The organism is Aquabacterium sp. G14 (genome assembly GCF_037482285.1).
Taxonomy (GTDB): domain Bacteria; phylum Pseudomonadota; class Gammaproteobacteria; order Burkholderiales; family Burkholderiaceae_C; genus Aquabacterium.
Genome location: NZ_JBBEYB010000014.1, coordinates 22,549 through 42,528 on the forward strand (window position 1 = coordinate 22,549; position 19,980 = coordinate 42,528).

At 63.7% G+C, this 19,980-nt stretch carries 19 protein-coding genes and 1 tRNA gene; 13 read left to right on the top strand and 7 right to left on the bottom strand.

Annotated elements, in window-relative coordinates:
• The first annotated feature begins 163 nt into the window (after positions 1 to 163).
• Genes WIT60_RS13665 through WIT60_RS13685 form a run of 5 tightly spaced genes read left to right on the top strand, consistent with a single transcriptional unit; the run spans position 164 to position 4,971 of the window.
• On the top strand, positions 164 to 985 hold the full coding sequence (locus tag WIT60_RS13665) for a DUF3348 family protein (protein WP_339584441.1): 822 nt from the start codon (positions 164 to 166) through the stop codon (positions 983 to 985).
• Positions 982 to 3,492, top strand: coding sequence for a DUF802 domain-containing protein (locus WIT60_RS13670; protein ID WP_339584442.1), 2,511 nt, complete (start codon positions 982 to 984; stop codon positions 3,490 to 3,492). Before WIT60_RS13665 ends, WIT60_RS13670 begins: the two co-directional genes overlap by 4 nt.
• On the top strand, positions 3,489 to 4,163 hold the full coding sequence (locus WIT60_RS13675; RefSeq protein ID WP_339584443.1) for an OmpA family protein: 675 nt from the start codon (positions 3,489 to 3,491) through the stop codon (positions 4,161 to 4,163). Before WIT60_RS13670 ends, WIT60_RS13675 begins: the two co-directional genes overlap by 4 nt.
• Entirely contained in the window at positions 4,160 to 4,774 is a 615-nt protein-coding gene (locus WIT60_RS13680; protein ID WP_339584444.1) for a DUF2894 domain-containing protein, read from the top strand. The genes WIT60_RS13675 and WIT60_RS13680 overlap by 4 nt, the downstream gene beginning before the upstream one ends.
• A 44-nt stretch (positions 4,775 to 4,818) precedes the next feature.
• Positions 4,819 to 4,971, top strand: coding sequence for a hypothetical protein (locus WIT60_RS13685; protein ID WP_339584445.1), 153 nt, complete (start codon positions 4,819 to 4,821; stop codon positions 4,969 to 4,971).
• Positions 4,972 to 5,070: 99 nt separating this feature from the next.
• Here the strand turns inward: WIT60_RS13685 and WIT60_RS13690 are convergent, their stop codons facing one another.
• Both WIT60_RS13690 and WIT60_RS13695 read right to left on the bottom strand, forming a co-directional pair.
• Positions 5,071 to 5,931, bottom strand: coding sequence for an alpha/beta fold hydrolase (locus WIT60_RS13690; protein WP_339584446.1), 861 nt, complete (start codon positions 5,929 to 5,931; stop codon positions 5,071 to 5,073).
• Positions 5,931 to 6,137 (bottom strand): heavy-metal-associated domain-containing protein, encoded by a 207-nt coding sequence (locus tag WIT60_RS13695; protein WP_339584447.1) that lies wholly within the window; start codon positions 6,135 to 6,137, stop codon positions 5,931 to 5,933. The genes WIT60_RS13690 and WIT60_RS13695 overlap by 1 nt, the downstream gene beginning before the upstream one ends.
• A gap of 62 nt (positions 6,138 to 6,199) precedes the next feature.
• Here WIT60_RS13695 and WIT60_RS13700 point away from each other — a divergent pair, with 62 nt between their 5' ends.
• The 4 genes from WIT60_RS13700 to WIT60_RS13715 all read left to right on the top strand — a co-directional run bounded on the left by WIT60_RS13700 (position 6,200) and on the right by WIT60_RS13715 (position 10,590).
• Positions 6,200 to 8,566, top strand: a complete 2,367-nt coding sequence (locus tag WIT60_RS13700; RefSeq protein WP_339584448.1) for a heavy metal translocating P-type ATPase — start codon at positions 6,200 to 6,202, stop codon at positions 8,564 to 8,566.
• A gap of 20 nt (positions 8,567 to 8,586) precedes the next feature.
• Positions 8,587 to 8,663: transfer RNA gene (locus tag WIT60_RS13705), tRNA-Arg, on the top strand.
• Between the two features lie 176 nt (positions 8,664 to 8,839).
• Complete coding sequence (locus tag WIT60_RS13710) at positions 8,840 to 9,736, top strand: choice-of-anchor L family PEP-CTERM protein (protein WP_339584449.1); 897 nt, start codon at positions 8,840 to 8,842, stop codon at positions 9,734 to 9,736.
• Between the two features lie 191 nt (positions 9,737 to 9,927).
• The gene (locus WIT60_RS13715) at positions 9,928 to 10,590 is read left to right on the top strand and encodes a hypothetical protein (protein ID WP_339584450.1); all 663 of its coding nucleotides are present in this window, start codon (positions 9,928 to 9,930) and stop codon (positions 10,588 to 10,590) included.
• 15 nt (positions 10,591 to 10,605) lie between these two features.
• Here WIT60_RS13715 and WIT60_RS13720 read toward each other — a convergent pair whose 3' ends face one another.
• Positions 10,606 to 11,379 (bottom strand): oxepin-CoA hydrolase, alternative type, encoded by a 774-nt coding sequence (locus WIT60_RS13720; RefSeq protein WP_339584451.1) that lies wholly within the window; start codon positions 11,377 to 11,379, stop codon positions 10,606 to 10,608.
• Positions 11,380 to 11,533: 154 nt separating this feature from the next.
• Here WIT60_RS13720 and WIT60_RS13725 point away from each other — a divergent pair, with 154 nt between their 5' ends.
• Positions 11,534 to 13,633, top strand: a complete 2,100-nt coding sequence (locus WIT60_RS13725) for a type IV pilus assembly protein FimV (RefSeq protein WP_339584452.1) — start codon at positions 11,534 to 11,536, stop codon at positions 13,631 to 13,633.
• Here WIT60_RS13725 and WIT60_RS13730 read toward each other — a convergent pair.
• Genes WIT60_RS13730 through lptF form a run of 4 tightly spaced genes read right to left on the bottom strand, consistent with a single transcriptional unit; the run spans position 13,621 to position 17,260 of the window.
• A complete protein-coding gene (locus WIT60_RS13730; protein ID WP_339584453.1) occupies positions 13,621 to 14,592 on the bottom strand; it encodes a CysB family HTH-type transcriptional regulator in 972 nt (323 codons plus the stop codon). The genes WIT60_RS13725 and WIT60_RS13730 overlap by 13 nt on opposite strands.
• 6 nt (positions 14,593 to 14,598) lie before the next feature.
• The gene (locus tag WIT60_RS13735) at positions 14,599 to 14,982 is read right to left on the bottom strand and encodes a sirohydrochlorin chelatase (RefSeq protein ID WP_339584454.1); all 384 of its coding nucleotides are present in this window, start codon (positions 14,980 to 14,982) and stop codon (positions 14,599 to 14,601) included.
• Between the two features lie 8 nt (positions 14,983 to 14,990).
• Positions 14,991 to 16,145 carry an LPS export ABC transporter permease LptG gene (gene lptG, locus WIT60_RS13740; protein WP_339584455.1) on the bottom strand — a complete coding sequence of 385 codons (1,155 nt, stop codon included), beginning with the start codon at positions 16,143 to 16,145 and terminating at the stop codon, positions 14,991 to 14,993.
• Positions 16,142 to 17,260, bottom strand: coding sequence for an LPS export ABC transporter permease LptF (gene lptF, locus WIT60_RS13745; RefSeq protein WP_339584456.1), 1,119 nt, complete (start codon positions 17,258 to 17,260; stop codon positions 16,142 to 16,144). Before lptF ends, lptG begins: the two co-directional genes overlap by 4 nt.
• 43 nt (positions 17,261 to 17,303) lie before the next feature.
• Here lptF and WIT60_RS13750 point away from each other — a divergent pair, with 43 nt between their 5' ends.
• From WIT60_RS13750 to WIT60_RS13760, 3 genes are read left to right on the top strand one after another with little or no spacing between them, the layout of a single operon-like run.
• The gene (locus WIT60_RS13750; protein ID WP_339584457.1) at positions 17,304 to 18,902 is read left to right on the top strand and encodes a leucyl aminopeptidase; all 1,599 of its coding nucleotides are present in this window, start codon (positions 17,304 to 17,306) and stop codon (positions 18,900 to 18,902) included.
• Positions 18,903 to 18,921: 19 nt separating this feature from the next.
• Positions 18,922 to 19,356 (top strand): DNA polymerase III subunit chi, encoded by a 435-nt coding sequence (locus tag WIT60_RS13755; protein ID WP_339584458.1) that lies wholly within the window; start codon positions 18,922 to 18,924, stop codon positions 19,354 to 19,356.
• Positions 19,353 to 19,895: a hypothetical protein gene (locus WIT60_RS13760; RefSeq protein WP_339584459.1), complete on the top strand. Its 543-nt coding sequence runs from the start codon at positions 19,353 to 19,355 to the stop codon at positions 19,893 to 19,895. Before WIT60_RS13755 ends, WIT60_RS13760 begins: the two co-directional genes overlap by 4 nt.
• The last annotated feature ends 85 nt before the right edge of the window (positions 19,896 to 19,980 follow it).

A 19,980-nucleotide genomic window follows, 5' to 3' on the forward strand; every position in this document is an offset into this window, starting at 1 on the left:
GGGCTGTCACAGCGTCTCCGCACACTCATCGGGCGGTACGGCCTTCGTCCTGAATGAAAATACGCGGTTTCGTCCGCCGACGGGGCCTGTTGCCAGGCGCTCGTGCGGGAATCGATTTCACCCCAAAGCAGCCACCTCTGCGCGTGGCACGGAAGGACAGGATTTGCAGCACCGTCTCGGCAGTTCACGGCTGGTCCGCTTGCTCCAGGAATGGGCGCAGGTGGATGGCGAGTCGGCGCGCCATGACGTGGCAGAGCGGCTCGGCCATTGGCTGAGCGCCTTCGATGCCGTCAAGCTCGATGGCGCGCTGCAGACCATCGCGTCCTATCCCTCGCAGACCAAGTTGCGCGGCCAGGCGGTGGACGCCCGCGCGGTGGCCCTGCAGGTCAATCAGGTCAAGGCCGATCTGACGGCCCTGATCACCGCCAAGGTGACACCGGCGCGCCCCGTATTGCCCGCCGCACCTCGCACCCTGCTGCACACGCTGGAAGAAGACGACGCTCGCAACGAGTCCAAGTACGCGCCGCATTACCAGCGCTACCTGGGCCTGCAAAAGCAGATGGAAACCACCGTGGGGGCCCTGCGCGCCCAGGTGCGTCAGATGCTGTCCAAAGGCTCGCCGGCCTTGCGCCAGTTGGTGGCCCTGGATGCCGTCATGGAGCAGATGCTGGGCCCCCGCGAGCAAAAGCTGTGGGCCAGCGTGCCGGTCTACCTGGAGCGGCGTCTGGAGCACTGGCGCCAGCACCACCAGCAGGCCATCACGGGGCAGGGGGGCGACGACGACCCCATCCGCTGGCGTCAGTCCGGAGGATGGATCGCCGCCTTCGAGCACGACATGCGCGACATGATGCTGGCCGAGTTGCAGCAACGCCTGCAACCCGTGGTGGGCCTGATGGAGGCCGCCCAGAACGCCACCGATGCGCCAAGCCCGCAAGCCGCCCCCCCAGCACAACCAGAACACAGCGAGAACAGCGAATCACAATGAACAAATTCATGATGACCGTCATCTTCATCATCGGACTCGTGGCCGTCGGCTGGGTGGGCTGGGGCTTTGTCGGGGCGAGCTGGATGGCCCTGACCATGACCGCCGTGATCGGCGGCGTGTACATCCTGGGGGCCCTGGAACTGCGGCGCTTCCGTGCGGCCACCAACAGCCTGAGCGAGGCGCTGGCCCAGATCCCGTCTGAGCTGACGGACCTGAGTGCCTGGGTCCAGCGTCTGCACCCCAGCCTGCAGCACCCCGTGCGCCTGCGCATCGAAGGCCAGCGCGTGGCCATGCCCGGCCCGGCGCTCACACCGTATCTGGTCGGCCTGCTGGTCATGCTCGGCATGCTGGGCACCTTCCTGGGCATGGTCGTCACCTTCAAGGGCGCCGTGTTCGCGCTCGAAGGCTCCGCCAACCTGGAAGCCATCCGTGCCGCCCTGGCCGCGCCCATCAAGGGCCTGGGCCTGGCCTTCGGCACCTCGGTGGCCGGTGTGGCCGCTTCCGCCTTGCTGGGCCTGATGTCGGCCATGAGCCGCCGCGAGCGCATCGAGGTCGTGCGTCAGCTCGACGCCCACATCGCCACCACCCTGCGTCCGCTGTCCGGCGCCCACCAGCGTGACGCCACCTTCAAGGCCCTGCAAGCCCAGGCCGACGCCATGCCGGTGCTGGTTGACCGCTTGCAGTCCCTGATGACCGGTCTGGAGCGCCGTAGCGAACAGCTCGACGCCCAACTGCTGGCCCAGCAGCAGGCCTTCCACCGCGAAGCCGCCACCGCCTACACCGATCTGGCCCAGCGCGTGGGCACGGCCTTGCAAGACAGCCTCACCGCCAGCGCCCGCGTCGCTGGAGAAACGCTCAAGCCCATGGTCGAGACCGCCATGAGCCAGATCGCGCAGGAATCGCAGCGCACCCACCAGCGCCTGATCGACGCCACCCAGGCTCAGCTCAACGGCCTGAGCGCGCAGTGGGAGGGCACCGCCCGCCAGGTGGCCGACACCTGGACCTCGTCCCTGCAAACCCAGAGCCACACCCAGCAGCAACTGCTGGCCGGGCTCGATGGCGCCCTGCAAGCCTTCACCCATGCCTTCGAGCAACGCGCCGCCGCCGTGCTCCTGGCGCAGCAAGACGCCGCTGCGCAGGCCCAGGCCGCCCAGGTGGCCGCCGACCAGCAGCGCCTGAGCGAATGGCAGGGCACGATGGCCACCCTGGCGACGACGCTCGCAGCCGAATGGCAGCAGGCGGGCGCTCAGACCGTGAGCCAGCAACAGGCCGTGTGCCAAGCGCTGGAAGCGGCATCCGCGCAGATCCGCGAACAGGCCGCGCAGGTGGCCGCCAGCTGGACGACCGCTCAGCACAGCCAGACCCTGGCTAACGAGAACTTGGTGGGCGGTCTCGACCGCGCCCTGCAGGGCTTCACCGACACCTTTGCACAGCGTGCCCGCGAAGTGTTGACCTCGCTGCAGGACAGTGCTGCGCAAGCACAAGCGGCGCAAACCACGGCCGACCAGCAACGCCTGGCCGCCTGGCAGCAGACCATGGACAGCACCGCCGCCTCGCTGGCCGCCGAATGGCAACGCGTCGGCAGCCAGACGCTGGCCCAACAACAGACCGTCTGCCAGACGCTGGAGAGCGCTGCTGGCCAGATCACCGAGCGCGCCAGCCAGCACGTCAGCCAGACCCTGGCCAGCGTGACCCAGCTGCTGAGCCAGTCCGAAGAGCTGGTGCGCGCCCGCCTGGCCTCCGAGCAACAGTGGATCGCCTCGCAAGGCGAGCGCATGGACCAGCTGAGCACCCTCTGGCGCACCGAGCTGCAGGCCCTGCGCGACGAAGAGGCGCAACGTGGCCGCGCCGCCGTCGAGCGTCTCGACGCCCTGCAGGCCGCCGTGGCCCAGCACCTCGCCACCCTGGGCACCGCGCTGGAAGCGCCGCTCAACAGTCTGCTGCAAACCGCTTCCGAAGTGCCACAGGCCGCCGCCGAGGTCATCGTGCAACTGCGTCGCGACATGGCGCAGATCAGCGAGCGCGACAACCTCGCCCTCTCCGAGCGCACCGCCATGATGGCTCAGCTCGGCACCTTGCTGCAGTCCGTCAACGAGGCCACCGGCCAGCAGCGCGCGGCGATCGAGTCCATGGTCCACTCGGCCACCACTGTCTTGCAAGAGGCCGGAGCCCAGTTCACGAGCGCCCTGGGCCAGCAAGCCGGTCAGGTCGACGAGGTGGCCGCCCGCGTGGCTGCCAGCGCCGTCGAGCTGTCCAGCCTGGGCGAGTCCTTCGCGCATGGCGTCAACCTGTTCAGCGAGACCAGCGACAAGCTGGTGAGCAGCCTGCAGGGCATCGAAAGCGCCATCGGTCAGTCCCTCACCCGCAGCGACGAGCAGCTTGCCTACTACGTGGCCCAGGCCCGTGAGGTGATCGACCTCAGCATCAGCTCGCAGCAAGGCATCGTCGAAGACCTGCGCCGCCTGCATGGCAAGGCCCTGGCGTCCGCCGAAGGGGGCGCCCGATGATGGACCTGGACGACCGGGACGACGCCATCGAGCAGACGGCCCCAGTCTGGGCCGTCTTCGGCGACCTCATGTCCGGCTTGCTGGGCGCCTTCGTCCTGATCCTGGTGGGCATGCTTGTGGTGCAGATGGACCTGGTGAGCAGCCTCAAGCAGGAGGTCGAAAAGCGCCAACAGGAAGAGCAGCGTCGCATCGCCCTGGAGCACGCCCTGGCCGGCCCCTTGGCCAGCGGCCGCGTCACCCTCAACGACGGCCGCATCGGCATCAGCGGCAGCGTCCTGTTCGACACCGGCTCGGACCAGCTGCGAGCTGACGGTCGCCAGTTGCTCCAAAGCCTGGTGCAGCCCCTGCGCGTCTACCTGGGCGAACGCCAGGAAATGCTGATGGTCAGCGGCTTCACCGACGACACCCTGCTGCGCGACGGCAACCGCCGCTTTGCGGACAACCTGGAGCTGTCGGCCCAGCGCGCCTTGACCGTGACCCGCGCCCTGATCGACGCCGGCATGCCCTCGTCCCAGGTCTTTGCCGCCGCCTTCGGCGCCGAGCAACCCGTGGCGCCCAACACCGATGAAAAGGGCAGGGCACTCAACCGGCGCGTCGAGATGGCACCGGTGCCCAAAACGGCATCCCAAGCGGTGATCCCAGCGGCGCCCACCTCGTCTGCCCAGCCATGAGCGAACTCACCCTGGACGCGCTGCGTGAAGCGGGGGCTGATCGCCACGACCCGGCCCGCTTCTATTACCTGGAGGTGCTTGAACGCCGTCTGGCCACGCAGCCCGACCCGGTGCGACGGCACTTGACACAGCGCCTGCAAGCTGCCGTGCAAGACTACGCTCAGCGTGTGGCCCAGGCCACGTCGTCCGGTGGAGCGGCTTCAGGCGGACCCGCAGCCACACCCAGGATGCCCTCGGCACACGCCGCACCGCTGACCCGGCTGAACCGCTACATCCATGATCGCACGCAGGCGCAGGTGTCGAATGCCGATCCGGAAGACGGCGGCAACGCCAACGACCTGAAAAGCGTGCGCGGCTTCAGCACCGTCTGGACCAAGATCGCAGCAGACCAGCAGGTGGCGCAGGCCATCGACCGCGGCCCGGACAACGCCGGCCCGCTCAATTCCCACCGGCTCATGCTGCGCTCGCTGGCCCTCATGCGCAGCCTCTCACCCGATTACCTGGGCCATTTCCTCGCGCAGATGGACACCTTGCTCTGGTTGGATCAGATCAACCAGCAAACCTCTCTGAAGGATGGCAAATCCAAGCGACCGAGTCGGGCCAGGAAGTGAGCTTCAGCGCGCACAGTGCCACGGCAAGCGCTCACGTCAGATATGTGACCACTTTCAGCACGGCCACCATGGCCAGCACCACCATCAAGATCAAGAGCAGCAGCCAGGAAGGCTTGCGACTGTGCCTGCTGCGACGCGACGAAGGCCGCTGGCGTGGCCTGTCTTCGCCCAGGCGGGAATCGAGCGTGCTGGAGTGAGTGAATCCCGACTGCTCGAAGGTTGAAACCTCGTCGGTTTTCTGCTGCTGCCACTGGCTGTCCCTGTCTTTGCTCATCTCGGTGTCGTCCTGACGGCGTTCATGGTTGGTCGGCGTGCCCCAGTTGACGCGCCAGGAAGGGCGTCACAGCCTGGGCCACGGCTTCCGGATTGTCGGCAAAAGGAAAGTGGCCACTGCCGGGTAGCAGAACCACTTCAGCCTGGGCAAACACGTCTTTCTGTCGCTCGGCCAAGGGCACAGGCAGATAAGGGTCGGCATCCCCCCAGACCACCAGTGTGGGCCAACGATGCGGGCGCAACAATTTCGCCAGCAACTCTGCGCCCTGGCTGGGCTCCGATGTCGCTCGGTAAAGTTTCAAGATGGCCCTGCGCGTGCCCGTGTCCAGATCGTCGTACATGCGATCCAGAAACGCCTCCGGCAACGCACGCGGTGACCCCTTGCGCAAGACCCACTTGAAGCCCGCCCGATGCGTCAACCATTGTTGCAATTCGCCCAGAATGGGAGTTCGCCAGATGCGCGCCATCGTATGCCAACGGTATCCCAGCAGCACGCCGGTGTTGATCAGCGTGAGGCTGCCCACAGACAGGGGGGACATGGCGGCCCACATCAGTCCCCACGGTCCACCAAAGTCATGCAGCACCAGATGCGCACGGCTGACGCCCAGCTGCTTCAGCGCCTCTCCCAGAAAGCTGGCGCCGCCTTCGACCGAATAGGGGTAGTCAGAGGGCTTGTCCGCCTTGCCAAAACCAGGCATGTCCAACGCAATGGCACGACCATAAGGCGCAAGGTGACCCATCAGTTCAGCCCAGTCTTCGCCAGATCCGGGATTCCCGTGCACCAACACCACCGCCTCGGTGGCACGCAGGTTGGCGCCAGCTTGCAACACACGCGTGCGGATACCGCAGGCGCTCAGATGGGATTCGTGCAGCGGCGCATTCATCAGGCGACGCCGTAGCCTTCTTCACGGATGATCTCACGCACTGCCTCCTCGTCAAGCGCAGTCTGTACCGTCACCTGACCCTGTGTCAGATCCACGGTGACCAGTGCCTCACCGTCCTGATCCTGAACCGCTTGCGTGATGGCCTTGACGCAGTGCTGGCAGCTCATACCCGTCACATGGAACTGATAGGTGGCAGGGGTTGTCATGGCGGGGATCCTTTCAAGAGGTGATACTGTCGCCATTGTGAAGTGAACCCGATATCTGTGCCATGCCTGCATCCGAAGTTTCCCCTCTTGTGTCGGACATGGGGGTGGTAACGAGCCCTGACCACACGGTGCAACTGGCTGTGCGGGGAATGACCTGTGCAGCCTGTGTGGCTCGGGTCGAGCGAGCGCTCAAGAAAGTCCCCGGCGTTGCGCAGGCGCAGGTCAACTTCGCCACAGAGACGGCCACCGTGGCATGGATGGATGCGTCTGACGAGGCTGACATCCACACGCAATCTCAAGCCTTGCTGGCAGCCATTGAGCGAGCTGGCTACCACGCCCAGGTTCAGCATGCCGACGACAACGTCGTGGAAGAGGTGGTGCCCTGGTGGGATGTCTGGGGCGCAGTGTTGTTGGGATGCGTGGCCAGCCTTCCGCTTGTGCTGCCCATGCTGTGGGGGGGCCATCATTTCTGGCCGGCTTGGGTGCAATTTGCTCTGGCCACCCCAGTGCAGTTCCTGCTGGGTGCGCGGTTTTACAAAGCGGGTTGGGCGGCTCTTAAGGCAGGCAGCGGCAACATGGACCAGTTGGTCGCGCTGGGTACATCGGCGGCCTGGGGCTTGTCGGTGTGGTTGTGGTGGCGCCACAGCCACACCACCGATCCGCACCTGGCACATCGTACCCCCGACCTCTATTTCGAATCTGCTGCGGTGGTGATCACCCTGGTGTTGCTGGGGAAGGCCCTTGAGGCCCGAGCCAAGCGCCAAACCACGGCCGCGATCCGGGCGTTGCAATCACTGCGGCCTGAGACAGTTCATCGCCAAGGTCCGCAGGGAGAGGTCGAGGTGCCGCTCAAGCAGGTGCTGGTCGACGATGTTCTCATCGTTCGTCCGGGCGAGCGCATCCCTACCGATGGCGTGGTACTGGAAGGGCAAGGTCATGTTGACGAGTCCCTGTTGACGGGGGAGCCGCTGCCCGTGAGTAAAGCGCCTGGTGACCCCGTCACGGGTGGTGCCATCAACACCGAGGCGCGCCTGCTGATGCGCGTCACGGCAGTGGGGGGGCAGACCATGCTGGCACACATCATTCGCCGCGTGGTGGAGGCGCAAGCGGTCAAGGCGCCCATCCAGCGCGTGGTCGATCGCGTCTCTGCGGTCTTCGTTCCCGCCGTGCTCCTCATCGCCCTGGTCACGGGACTTGGGTGGTGGTGGGCCGGCCTGGGAGGGGAAGTGGCGCTGATTCGCGCTGTGGCCGTGCTGGTCATTGCCTGTCCCTGCGCATTGGGGCTGGCCACACCGGCCGCCATCATGGCAGGGACCGGTGCAGCCGCTCGCCACGGCATCCTCATCAAAGATCCCGAGGCGCTGGAGGTGGCTCACCATGTGCAGGTGGTGGCCTTCGACAAAACAGGCACCCTCACGCAGGGGCGTCCCAGACTGCTTGATTGGCAGGTCGCCACGGGCATGGCGCTTGACCGCAACCAGGCGCTGCAAATGGCCGCAGCCTTGCAGGGGGGCAGCGAGCACCCCCTCGCACGCGCAGTGATTGACGAGGCCATACGGTTGAACCTGAGTTTGCCCGCTGCCCACGACCTGCAGACCGTGGCTGGGCGGGGCATCCAGGGGCGCCTTGCCCTTGCGGAGGAGGGGGCTCAAACGTGGGCCTTGGGCAGTACCCGCTGGATGACCGAGTTGTGTGCCAATGTGGTACCGAGTGCTTGGCGCAACACGCTGGACGCCTGGCACGCCCAGGGGCACACCGTCTCCTGGTTGTTGCGACAAGCTCGGCCTGGGGCGGGGCCGCATGGTGCCGAGTCGGACGCCTCCACGCCAACTCAAGCAGCATGGCAAGTCGTGGCGCTCATGGCTTTTGGCGATGAACTCAAGCCAGAAGCTGCTGCAGCCGTGCAGGGCCTGCACGCACTCGGGGTACGCACTGTCATGATTTCCGGTGACAACCGCAGTGCCGCCGAGTACATCGGCAGACAACTGGGCATCCAGCAGGTGATTGCAGAGGTGTTGCCGGGCGACAAGGCTGACCACATTCTGCGTTTGCAGCAAGGCGAAGAGCGGAAGGGGCGGGCTGTGATCGCCATGGTGGGCGATGGCATCAACGATGCCCCTGCGCTGGCAGCTGCCGATGTCGGCATGGCCATGGCCAACCCGCAAGGTGGTGCCGACGTCGCTCTGAACGCTGCCGGCATCACCCTCATGCGTGGAGACCCGACCCTCGTGCCTGCGGCCCTCGACATCTCCCGTCGGACCTCGGCCAAGATATGGCAGAACTTGGCGTGGGCTTTTGGCTACAACATCATCGGCATCCCGCTGGCGGCCTTTGGGGGGCTCAGCCCGATGCTTGCTGGGGCGGCCATGGCACTGAGCAGTGTCAGCGTGGTCAGCAACGCGCTGCTGCTGTCGCGGTGGCGCGCATGACGTAAACTCGCGGCCTCAGTCTGCCAGTAGCTCAGTTGGATAGAGCACCCGCCTTCTAAGCGGGCGGTCGGGGGTTCGACTCCCTCCTGGCAGGCCAGCGTCGTCGGTGTGTGTCACACGATATCAGTGTCGAGCTTCTTTACGCGCGACGATCTCCAAGTCCCTGGCGTCAGGTTTCTCCCTGGGGGAAATTCGGTCATGAGTTGTTGGCAAGGAAATTGCTCTATGGCGGCTGGTGAAGCCCCAAATGGCTTTTTCTTTATGGAGAACACAATGCTCATGCTCAAAACACAGGGTTGGATGAACCTGCTCCGCGCAGGTCTGGTTTGCGGGGTGGCAAGCCCGTTGATGGCCTCTGCCGCGCTGGTGGTCAACCCGACCAACGACGTCGCGCAGCTCACAAGCGCCCTGATTGCGCCTGGCTCGGGCATCAACCTGAGTGGCTCGTCGCTGGTTCTGGGTGGCGCCACCCAGCAAGGTACTTATTCCGGCTTCAACCTGGCTCCCAGCTCCGGTTCGACTCCCACACTGCAAATGCAGGATGGTGTTGTCCTGACGTCGGGGGGCAACGCTTCCGTGCCGCTGTCCAACACGGTCAACAACTACTCGACGGCTCTCGTCGGTGGTAGTGGCTATGCGCCTTTGGCCACACTGGCGAGCAACACCACGAACGACGCCAACGTCTTGCGTTACAACTTCACCCTCGCAGCAGGGCTGAACGCTGTATCCATGCAGTTCGTGTTTGCCACCGATGAATTCCCGACCCAGAGCGTGACCGACATCTTTGGTTTCTTCGTGGACGGCGTGAACTATGCGAAGTTCCCCAGCGGCGAGCTGATCAGCAACACCCCTGGCAACCCCACCAACTTCATCCTGAACCCCGTTGGCGGCGGTCTGTATGACATCGAGTGGAACGGCCTGACGCAGGTTTTCACGGTCACGGGTCTGATCAATTCGGCTCTGTCCGAGCACACGCTGGAGATTGCCATTGCCGACACGTCGGACTCCATCTTTGACAGCGCCGTGTATGTTTCGGGCCTGAAGGGCGTGACCTCCACGACCGGTGGCGGCATCGGCGATCCGGGCACCGTTCCCGAGCCTGGTTCGTTGGCCCTGTTGGGCGCTGCCGTGCTCGGTCTGGCGGCCAGCCGTCAGCGTCGCGCCAAGTAAATCCTGCCGGATGAAAACCAAGGCCGCGATGTTTCGCGGCCTTTTTTGTGGTGGACAGCGTCTGCTTCTGGCGCACATGCACTCAGGAGCATGGCGCGTCGGCATGACGGGTGAGATTGCGTGGGTGTGATTTACACTGATTCATCCATGGACGTTTGACGATCCCTCACCCCTTCACAGGTTTGCCTCTCATGTTTGATGCCCTCAAGCGTTTGATCGATCCCGATCATGTCGAATCGGAAGACGCCCGCGTGCTGCAGTCATGGGCCAAGGCCGAAGGGCATGCGTTCAAGCATGTCAAGGACAAGGCTGGTGGTGGGCATGTCGTGGAAGCTGCGGCAGGGTGGCGCGCAGAGTGGGGTAATTCCCAGCGGCCGTACATCATCGGCAAGGAGTTGCGTTTCCGCTGCGACACCGGGATCCCCGGGGATGTGCAGTTGATCCTGCTCTCCAAGGTGCTGGCTCAGACACTGGAGTCAGACGTTTTCAGTCGATTCACCAACGCGATGCAAACGCAGATCGACAACACGCTGCCAGACGAGATGCGCTGGTTGGCGATGCATCCGCATGTTCACTTGCCCGACGGCACGGTGCTCGCGCGGCGATTTTCTCTGTTTGCCAATGCCGAGCCAGTGACCACGCACTGGCTCGACCCGGAAACGGTTCAGGCGCTCGAAGAGGCGGTCACGTCGTGGTGGTCGGACACCCTGGTTCTGGTGGTCACCCTCAACCGAGGCATCCTGACGGCTCGCATGGCGGGTCAGCCCATTGCGATGGCACAGCTCAAACTCGTCAGCGCCCTGTTTGCACAACTGGCAGCCCGTTTGCAGGCGGTTTCGCGCCTGGTCGGCTGACCTGGGCTTGCTACGTCATCCCTTGCGTTGACGACCGTTCAGGAAGGCCTCCATGGCTTGCCCTGCCGCAGGTTTGCTGAGGTTGATCAGGAAATGATGTTTTTCCTGGTCGAGATGGGCGCGCAAGGGTTGTGATGCGTCGTTCACCAACTCCTTGATGCTCGCGAGCACATCGGGTGAGAGTTCGCCCAGGCGGGATGCCAGTTTCAGCGCCTCATCCAGCACCGTGCCGGCCGGGGCAATCTGATGGATCAGACCGTAGCTGGCCCATTGCTGTGCGGTTTGGCTCTCTCCCAGCCACAAGAGTGCCAGTGCCCGACTGCGCCCAAGGGCGCGAGCCAAGTGCCAACTGGCCCCTCCATCTGGAGACAGAGCCACCTTGCTGTAGGCCGTCAGGAAGCGACTGTTTTCTCCAGCGACGATCAGATCGCAAGCCAGGGCCACCGAGACCCCGCCGCCAGCAGCCACACCTTCAACCGCGGCGATCACCGGCTTGGGGAAGCACCGCAAGGCCTCGACCCACTGGTGAAAGGCGTCCATGTTGCCCGCCTGTGCGGACAGATCGTGAGCACGGTTGTGAGCCAGTCGCTGCAGATCGCCTCCACCACAGAAGTGTCCCCCGGCACCCGTGATCACCACCGCGCGGACATCGGGGTTGGATTCCGCCATGTTGAGCGTTTCCACGCCCGCGGCATACACCTGGGGTGACAAGGCGTTGCGTGTGGCGGGGCCAGACAGCGTCAGGACCAGGGTGTCACCGTGGCGTTCAGTCAGCAATTCAGTGCTCATGGGCGTCTTCAAGCGGCAAGGTGTGGCAACGGTCATTGGGGTAATCACCCCGCAGATTCAAGTGTATGCATCGGCCCACTTAGGGGGCTTACCGTGATGAGTGTCACGGGATGTTCATGCTAGAGTGAAAACCTAGGCCTCATGATGCACCGAGATGAACAACTTTAAGCGGGTATCGGCCGCAGCACTTGCTGGTGCGACGCTCGTCTTGGCGTCTGGGACCTCCCACGGCATGGGCTTCGGACGTCCAGTCAGCCACGCGGTTCTTGGCGAACCCCTTCGCGTCAGTGTGCCGCTTCGACTGGAGGCGGGTGAAACGCTCGATGCCGATTGCGTTTCGGCCGAGGTGCTGTTTGGTGACGACAAGCTCTCACCATCTCAGGTACAGGTGTCCTTGCCAAGTGGCACAGGACGTGATGCCTCGGTACAGGTGCGCACCACCACGCCGGTCAACGAGCTCATCGTGACCTACCACTTGGTCGTCGGTTGCCAAGCCAAGATCAATCGCCAGTTTGTGGCCTTGGCGGATCCGCCGGGTTTGTCCTTGAGTCGCGTGGCGGCGCCCAGTACCGGCGAGGCGCCCCTGTCAACGACCGACCTGCGCTCGCGTTCGGGCTCGGCACTGGGTCCTGACGCACCGCGCACACCTCAGTCGGCTGCCTTGTCCTCGGCTCAGCCTGGAGCGGTGCCGTCACGTCGCGCATCGACCAAAGCGGCCGCCCCGTCGCGCGCTGCGACTTCGACTCAGGCCGCGCGCAAAGTCTCGGACGAGGGCACGGGGGACTCGTCCCGCACCAGCCTGTCTCTGGCTCCCAAGGTGGCACAGCCGCCTGCCGGACGTCTCGTGCTGGATCCCGTGGAGGCCGATGCCGCCGTGCAACCAGATTTGCGCATGTCAGGATCCCTGAGTGCGCCGAATTCGGTCGATGACGCCGCAGCCACTCCCGAGGTGCTGGAAAGGCGAGCGGCAGCGGCAGCGTTGTGGCAGGCGATGAACACTTCTCCCGAAGACATCGCTCGTGATCGTCAGAAGCTCCTTGCGCAAGAGCGCATGTTGGCTCAGCTTCAGGCACGGGCGGCTCCGGTGGATTCAGCGGCGTCCGGCGCGTCTGCAGGTGTGGCGACTGGCGCTCGGGCGTCTGAGGGGCCTTCTTGGCTTGTGTACATCTTGGGTGTGCTGGCATTGGGTGGCGTGGGTTTGTGCGCAGCGCTGTTTGTCAAGCTGAGACGCCGTCAGCAAGCCGAGGCAGAGTGGTGGCAATCGCAAATGCAGGAGCCGGTGGCGCAGGCTGATCCGATGCCAGCCGCTGAAGTGGCCCCGGTTGTGCCTGAGAACCGTTCGGTGGTGCAGGTTCCAGTTGCGCCCGTTGCACCGTCTTCTGCGGAGCTCAAGCCCGTTATGGTGGCGGCGAGCGTGCCGACCAAACCGGTGGCGGTAGCGGCCGTGCAGACGGCTCGACCTGCGCCCGATGAGGTCATGCGTGAGGTATCGGTCGAGGAGCTGATCGATCTGGAGCAGCAGGCTGAGTTCTTCGTGGTGCTGGGCCAGGACGATGCCGCCGTGGATCTGCTGGAATCCCATGTTCATTCGGTGACGGCCAGTCCCTTGCCTTTCCTCAAGTTGCTGGAGATCTATCAGCGGCTGGGGCGTCATGCCGATTACGAGCGTGTTCAGGCGACCTTCAACCAGCGCTTCAACGCGCACGCACCGGCGTGGGAGGCCGACCTCCAGCATGGGCACGAGTTGGCGGACTACCCGGGTGTGATCGAGCGTCTGCAAGCCTTGTGGCCGTCTCCTGCCAAGGCCATGGAGGTGCTGGAGAAGTCGCTGACCCGTCCCGAGAGTGAGGCAGACACTTTCGAATTGCCGGCTTACCGCGAACTGCTGTTCTTGTATGCGGTCGCACGTGACCTGTCTGAGCGCGAGGGCAGTGAGCGGCCGCGCGTGGATTTGCTCGCCACGGAGCCCCGCAGCCCCATTGGTGCGGCGCCCTTCGACTTGTCTGCACACGACAGCGAGGTGGAGCCCCTGATGGCCACCCGTCCGGTCAAGGCCATCCCTGATGCCCAGCCTACCCTCAGCCTGGACCTCCAACTTGATGACCTGTCTGGCGATGAGGTGCCGCGCTCGTCCTATGGTGACGTGACGGTGTCAGGCAAGCAAGCCGCGGCCAATGATCAGGAAGTCGAGCACATTGATCTGCCGGGATTGTCGGATGTCGAGGCTGCGCCCCGAAGCGCTCACAAGCCGTAATCCACGCTCGTCGTCTGTCCCGGCTGAGATGAGATGGCCTGCATGATCAGGGCGCGGGTCAGTCTGTCAGACAGCAGTTCGGCAAAGGCCAGAACAAACTGACGCATGTAAGCACCACGCTTGAAGGCCAGTCGCGCCACGTTGGGCCCAAACAGGTGCCCCACCGGGCGAGACACGACGTCGCTGCCTGGCGCGTTCATGGTGGGGTCGTCTTTCACGGCCATTTCGGCCACCAAACCAATGCCCAAGCCCAGCCTGGTGTAGGTCTTGATCACATCGGCGTCGATGGCGTCCAGAACGACGTTCGGCTTGAGTCCTCGCTGCGCAAAGGCCATGTCGATGCGACGACGACCGGTGAACGAGGGGTGATAGGAGATCAAGGGTTCGGTCGCCAGCTGCTCGAGTGTCAGGCGAGGCGCCGAGGCCAGTGGGTGGCTGGCGGGCATCACGGCCACGTGTTGCCACTCATAGCAGGGCAGGGTGACCAACTCCGAGAAGTCATTGAGTGATTCGGTGGCCAGTCCGATGTCGGCCACCTCGTCCAACACCATCTGCGCGACTTGCTCAGGCGTGCCTTGGTGCAGGCTCACGGCGACCTTGGGATACTTCTTGCGCAAGGCCGCCACGGGCTCTGGCAAGACATAGCGAGCCTGTGTGTGCGTGGTGGCAATCGACAGGGTGCCGGCGTCTTGCAGGGCGTATTCCTCACCAATGCGTTTGAGGTTACCGAGCTCTCTCAGGATCACCTCAATGGACTTGAGCACCTGCAGGCCAGGCTCGGTCACGCGCTTGAGGCGTTTGCCGTGGCGCACGAAGATGTCCACCCCCAGTTCTTCTTCCAACTCCAGAATCGCTTTGGAGATGCCCGGCTGCGATGTGTGCAGGGCTTTGGCGGTTTCTGTCAGGTTGAGGTTACGGCGAGCGGCCTCGTGGACGAACTTGAACTGGTGCAGGTTCATGGCGGTTCACTCCTGGTGGGCCAAGGCCCAGGCGGCATCGGAGAGGGCCTGGATCAGGATGGCGGTTTCACCCACTGCCGCACTCAGTCGCCATTGGACATGTGGGTGCTGCTCAGCCATCTCGCTCATCAGGCGGGGCAAGTCCTTGCGGACATGTCCGCCGGCGCCGAGAAAAAGGGGCACCACCGTGACCTGGGTGCATCCCTTCGCGGCCAATTGGCGGCCCGCCTCCAGCAAGGTGGGGCTCATGAATTCGAGGAAAGCCAGTGCAATCTCCGCGTGCTGCGATTCGGCCCGAGCACGCAAAGCGTTTGCGGCGGCTTCGAAAGGCTGCGCCCAAGCTGGGTCACGGGCCCCATGGGCGAACAACAGGATGCCGTTTTTGGTCATGGTGAGGGTCAACGGTAGCGAACGAGCCAGGCAAAGGCACTCATGGACAAGAGCAGGTAGAGCACGCTGGGCGCTGCTGCGGCCAGCCAGGGCTCCCAGTCGTGCAGCAGCCCCAGGTGACTGGAAATATGGTTGGCCAGCACGAAGCTGATGCCCAACATCACCCCGCCAAAAATCTTCAAACTCATGCCTCCGCTGCGCGCGTGCAAGTAGGCATAGGGAAGGGCCAGCGCCACCATCACCAAGCACACCAGTGGGTAGAAACTTTTTTTCCAGAACTCGATTTCGTAGCGCTGGGCAGCCTGCGCATTGCTGGCCAGATGCTCGGTGTAGCGCCACAGCGCAAATGTCGACATGGTTTCAGGTGGCAGGACCGAGGCCGACACCACCAGGGGCGTCAGACTGCTGTGCCATGCCAGGCTGTCATGCTGTGACTCGCGGACCAGTTGTGCGCCTGAGCGCACGGCCTGCTCATCGATTTGCCGCTCGCGAGACAGCCAAACGACCTCCGTGACCCCCTTGAGGTGCCAAACCGAACCTTGAACTGAGACCTCGCCACCGAGTGGCTGGATGCGTGCTTCTTGTGCAAACAAGCGGCGTTGCAAGCGTCCTTGGCCATCGAATTCGAAAATGCGCACTGCACCGAACTCGGTGTCGCTGACTGCGGAACCGACGTTGACCGTGACCGTGTGCGCCGCCTCGCCAGAGATTTCGCGACGTTCGCGCAGCCACGTGCCACTGCCGCCGAGCTTCAGAGTGCCGCGTTGGCCAATCTGTGCTTTGTGCAGTGTCAGCTGTTGTTCCGTCCAGGGCACGGCCCAGTTGCCGACGATCACCATCAGGACTGCTGCTGAAACACCGAGCACCCCAAGCAAGCTCAGTGCACGGCCCGGCCCCAACCCTCCGGTGCGCAAGATGGTGAACTCTGTGGTTCGTGCCATGCCTGCCAAGGCCATGATGGCGCCGATCAACAGGCCGATCGGGAAGATGTCGTAAAAGTGTTGCCCCTGCATGTAGAGGCAACTGACCAGTGAGTCGAGGGCGCTGTACTTGCGGATCTCATCCACGAAGTCAATGAAGAAGAACAGGGCAGAGAAAGCCAAGGTCACGCCCAGCACGTGCTTGATGACGGTGCGGTAGATCAGTTTCCGTACGGTGTTCATGGCGTGCCCTCCGCCTGTGGCGTCGTCAGGGCTTTGCGGCTCACGTGTCGACCTGGCAGCACGGCGCCGTCTCTCCACCAAATCAGCAGCAGGGCACCAATCGTGAGGCCGCCATGAATGAGCAGCAAGGCGGGAACCCAGGAGAGCTTTCCTTGGCTGACCCAGGACTGGCTCAGGCTCAGCAGGTTGAAATACACGACGAAGACCAGCAGGGCGTAGACGAGGTTCCAGTTGCTGTTGCGTCGCGCGTTCCCGGCAGCCAGACTCAGACCCGCCAGAACCATGTTGAAGGTGGCCCATATGAGGCCGAGACGCCAAGTCAGTTCACCATGCGCTTGCCGCGTGTCGATGGCCAGCAAGGCCAGGGTGGACATGCTGCGAGGCTCGGGTACCTTCAATTCGACACTGGGGGCATCTCCCACGGCGATGCGTGCGGTGCTGAAATTGGACAGCGTTTTCTCACCGGTTTTCAGATCTGTCTGGGTGCGCTCGCCCTGGGCGAGGACCAGATAGCGGACGCCTTGTTCCTGTTGCAGCAGGCCCTCTCGCGCGGTGACCACTGATTCCTGATTCTCGTCCGTGGTCACCATGAAAACGTTGCGAGCGGTCTCTTGTCCGTCGCTGTGGCTGTCGATGAAGAACACGCGCTTGCCGTCGGCGGAAGTCTGGAATTGACCTGGTGCCACGCGAGCCATGTCCGAGCGCTGCTCATAGCGCTGCTTGAGTACCTCGGTCTGGTTCTGTGCCCAGGGGCGAGCCACCAAGGTGCACAGGGCAACGAGGGCAATGGTCGGCCACGCCATCTTCATGAGCGGCTTGATGAAGGCAAACTGGCTCGCCCCGCTGACTTGCCAGACAACCATCTCGCTGTCACGCCACAGTCTGCTCAGCACGGTCACCACCGCCACAAACACGGCGAGGGCCACCATGATGGGCAGTTGTCCGATGAGGGTGTAGCTGAGCACCAGGCTCAGGTCGGCGGGCGCGAAAGCCCCCTTCGTGGCCTGGCTCAGGATGCGGATGAGCAACATGGTCAGCACCACGGTGAGCAGCACGACCACGGTGCCGATAAAGCTGCGCCAGAGTTCTCGGCGTACGGAGGAATCGAATAACATTGTTCGGATCTGTTTTCAACTGTCCATTATGGACTTGCACAGCATGGACTACCGCGCTATCTCGGCCCAAGGGCCCGCTTTGTCTCAGGTGAATGCCGATGCCCTGGTGGTGGTACTCACGCCGGAACTCATCCAAACCGGCGATGCCACCCTTGATCGCATCGTTGACGAGACCGTCAAGGCCGATGACTTTGCACTCAAGGCCGGCAGGACCCTGTATGTGCATCGGCCCGCTGGTTTGAAGTCCGCACGTCTGGTGTTGGCGGTGGCGAGTTCCGCTCAGCCCAAGGGGGTGAAGGCCGCGGTGGGCAAGGCGCTGAACTCGGTGAAGGAGTTGGGCGTGGCAAACGCTGCGGTCGCTGTGGCGCAAGGGCTGTCCCTGACTGATTCTCACGCACAGGCGCTGGTGCAGGCCGTGGCAGATGCCACCTATGTGTTTCGCCATACCAAGCCCAGTGCGCCCAAGCCTGGAGCTCTCAAGAAGGTCACCGTGCTGTGTGCAGACACCGAACTGGCGGCTGTGAAGCAAGGTTTGACACGCGGTGAAGCTCTGGCCAAGGGCGTGACGCTGGCGCGCGAGCTGGGCAACCTGCCCGGCAACTACTGCACGCCGTCCCATCTGGCGCAGGAGGCGCGCCAACTGGCCCGGACGCATAAACACATCAAGGTGGAAGTGCTGGAACGTCCCGCTCTGGAGAAGCTCAAAATGGGCTCCTTCTTGTCCGTGACCAATGGCTCGGCCCAGCCGCCGAAGTTCATCGTGTTGCGCTACCAGGGGGCTGCTGCCTCTCAGGCGCCGCTGGTTTTGGTGGGCAAGGGCATCACGTTTGACACGGGGGGCATTTCGCTCAAGCCAGGTGCCGGCATGGACGAGATGAAATACGACATGGGCGGTGCGGCCAGCGTGCTGGGCACCTTCCGCACCATCGCCGAGTTGCAGCCCAAGGTGAACCTGATTGGCTTGATCCCCACCTGTGAGAACATGCCCAGCGGCACGGCGACCAAGCCAGGTGACGTGGTCACCAGCATGTCGGGACAGACCATCGAGGTGCTCAACACCGACGCTGAAGGCCGCCTGATTCTGTGTGACGCCCTGACCTACGCCGAACGCTTCAAGCCTGCTGCTGTGGTTGACATTGCCACCTTGACGGGGGCCTGCGTGATTGCACTGGGGCACCAGCACAGCGGCCTTTTCTCAGCTGACGATGAGTTGGCCCAGGCGCTGCTGACGGCAGGTCAGGAGGCGTTGGATACCGCCTGGCGCATGCCCCTGGACGAAGAGTACGGCGAGTCGCTCAAGAGCAACTTTGCTGACCTGGGTAACGTGGGTGGTCGGGAGGGCGGTGCCATCACGGCCGCGGTGTTCCTGAGCAAGTTCACCCAGGCATACCGCTGGGCGCATCTCGATATCGCTGGCTCCGCTTGGAAGTCCGGTGCTGCCAAGGGTGGGACGGGTCGTCCAGTCGGCTTGCTCACCCAGTTCATCCTGAATCAGGCTGTTGCAGGGGCTGGTGCCATTCAGCCACTTCCGACCAAGTCCACCAAGACGGTAGGCAAGGTGAGCGCTGCAGCTCGCAGGCCCGTCGCCAAGAAGGCGGTAGCCAAGACCGCGCGCAAGAAAGCCGTGGCTGGCCAGGCCTGAGGACGTGTTGGGTGCGAACATGAGCATCGTCGAGTTTCACCATGGCGTCTCTGACAAGCTGGCTTACGCTTGCCGCCTGTTGCGCAAGGCCTATCGGGCCGGTGCTCAGGTGGTTGTCACGGGCGATGTGGCGGCCTTGAAGGCCCTGGATCGCCAGTTGTGGGTATTCGACGATCGTGAGTTCGTGCCCCACGTGTTGGCTCAGTCAGAAGGTGCAGTGCCGGTGCGTCAGCACGGCACGCCGATCTGGCTCACGGCAGACCCGGCCTCCGCGCCTGGTGAGCGCAGCGTGCTGGTCAACATCGGGCAGGTGATGCCTCCAGGTGTTGAGCGCTTTGCACGTTTGTTTGACATTGTCTCCAACGAGGTGGCCGATCGCCAACAAGGCCGTCTGCGTTGGAAATCTTATGCCGCCAAAGGCTGGCAGGTGAACCCACACGAGGTCAAAGAATGAACGAGACGGATCGCCCCCATCTGCCGCATGTGCCCACCTTGACCGAGGTCATCGAGCCTCTGCACTTGGACACTGAAGCGGTGCCTGTGCAGCCTGGCGTACAGGGCGAAGAGCCTCCTCACATGATTGTCTCGCGCAACCTGCCAGAGCGAGACGGTGCGCCAGGTTGGACGCCGATCAAGACCTTGGTGCTCCCCACGCATGCGGATGAAGGGGCGAGCGGAGCAGGGCAGCAGCCTCTGGAGTTGGCTGATGTGCCTTTGTTGACCGAGCCTGTGCTGACATCGGAAGTGGTGGCAGCGTTACCGGTGAAGTCGGCTGAGTTGACCCACGATCAGCTCGCGCAGCGCGTGATGGCGGACGTGCAGCGGCGGGTGGATAGCATGCTCGAGTTCCGTTTGCGTGAGGCCTTGACACCCATTCTGGCCCGCCACAGTGAAGCCATCATCCGGGATCTGCGTGACGAGCTGAGCCTCACAATGCGCGATGTCGTGACACGGTCGGTGGCACAAGAGTTGGCCAAGTTGCGCCAGCGTTGAACGGGTTTCGTTCGGCTGCTGATGTCTTTCGGCATTTGTATCGTCAATCAGGAGTTTTCCATGTCGTGTTTCCCCAAGGCAGGGC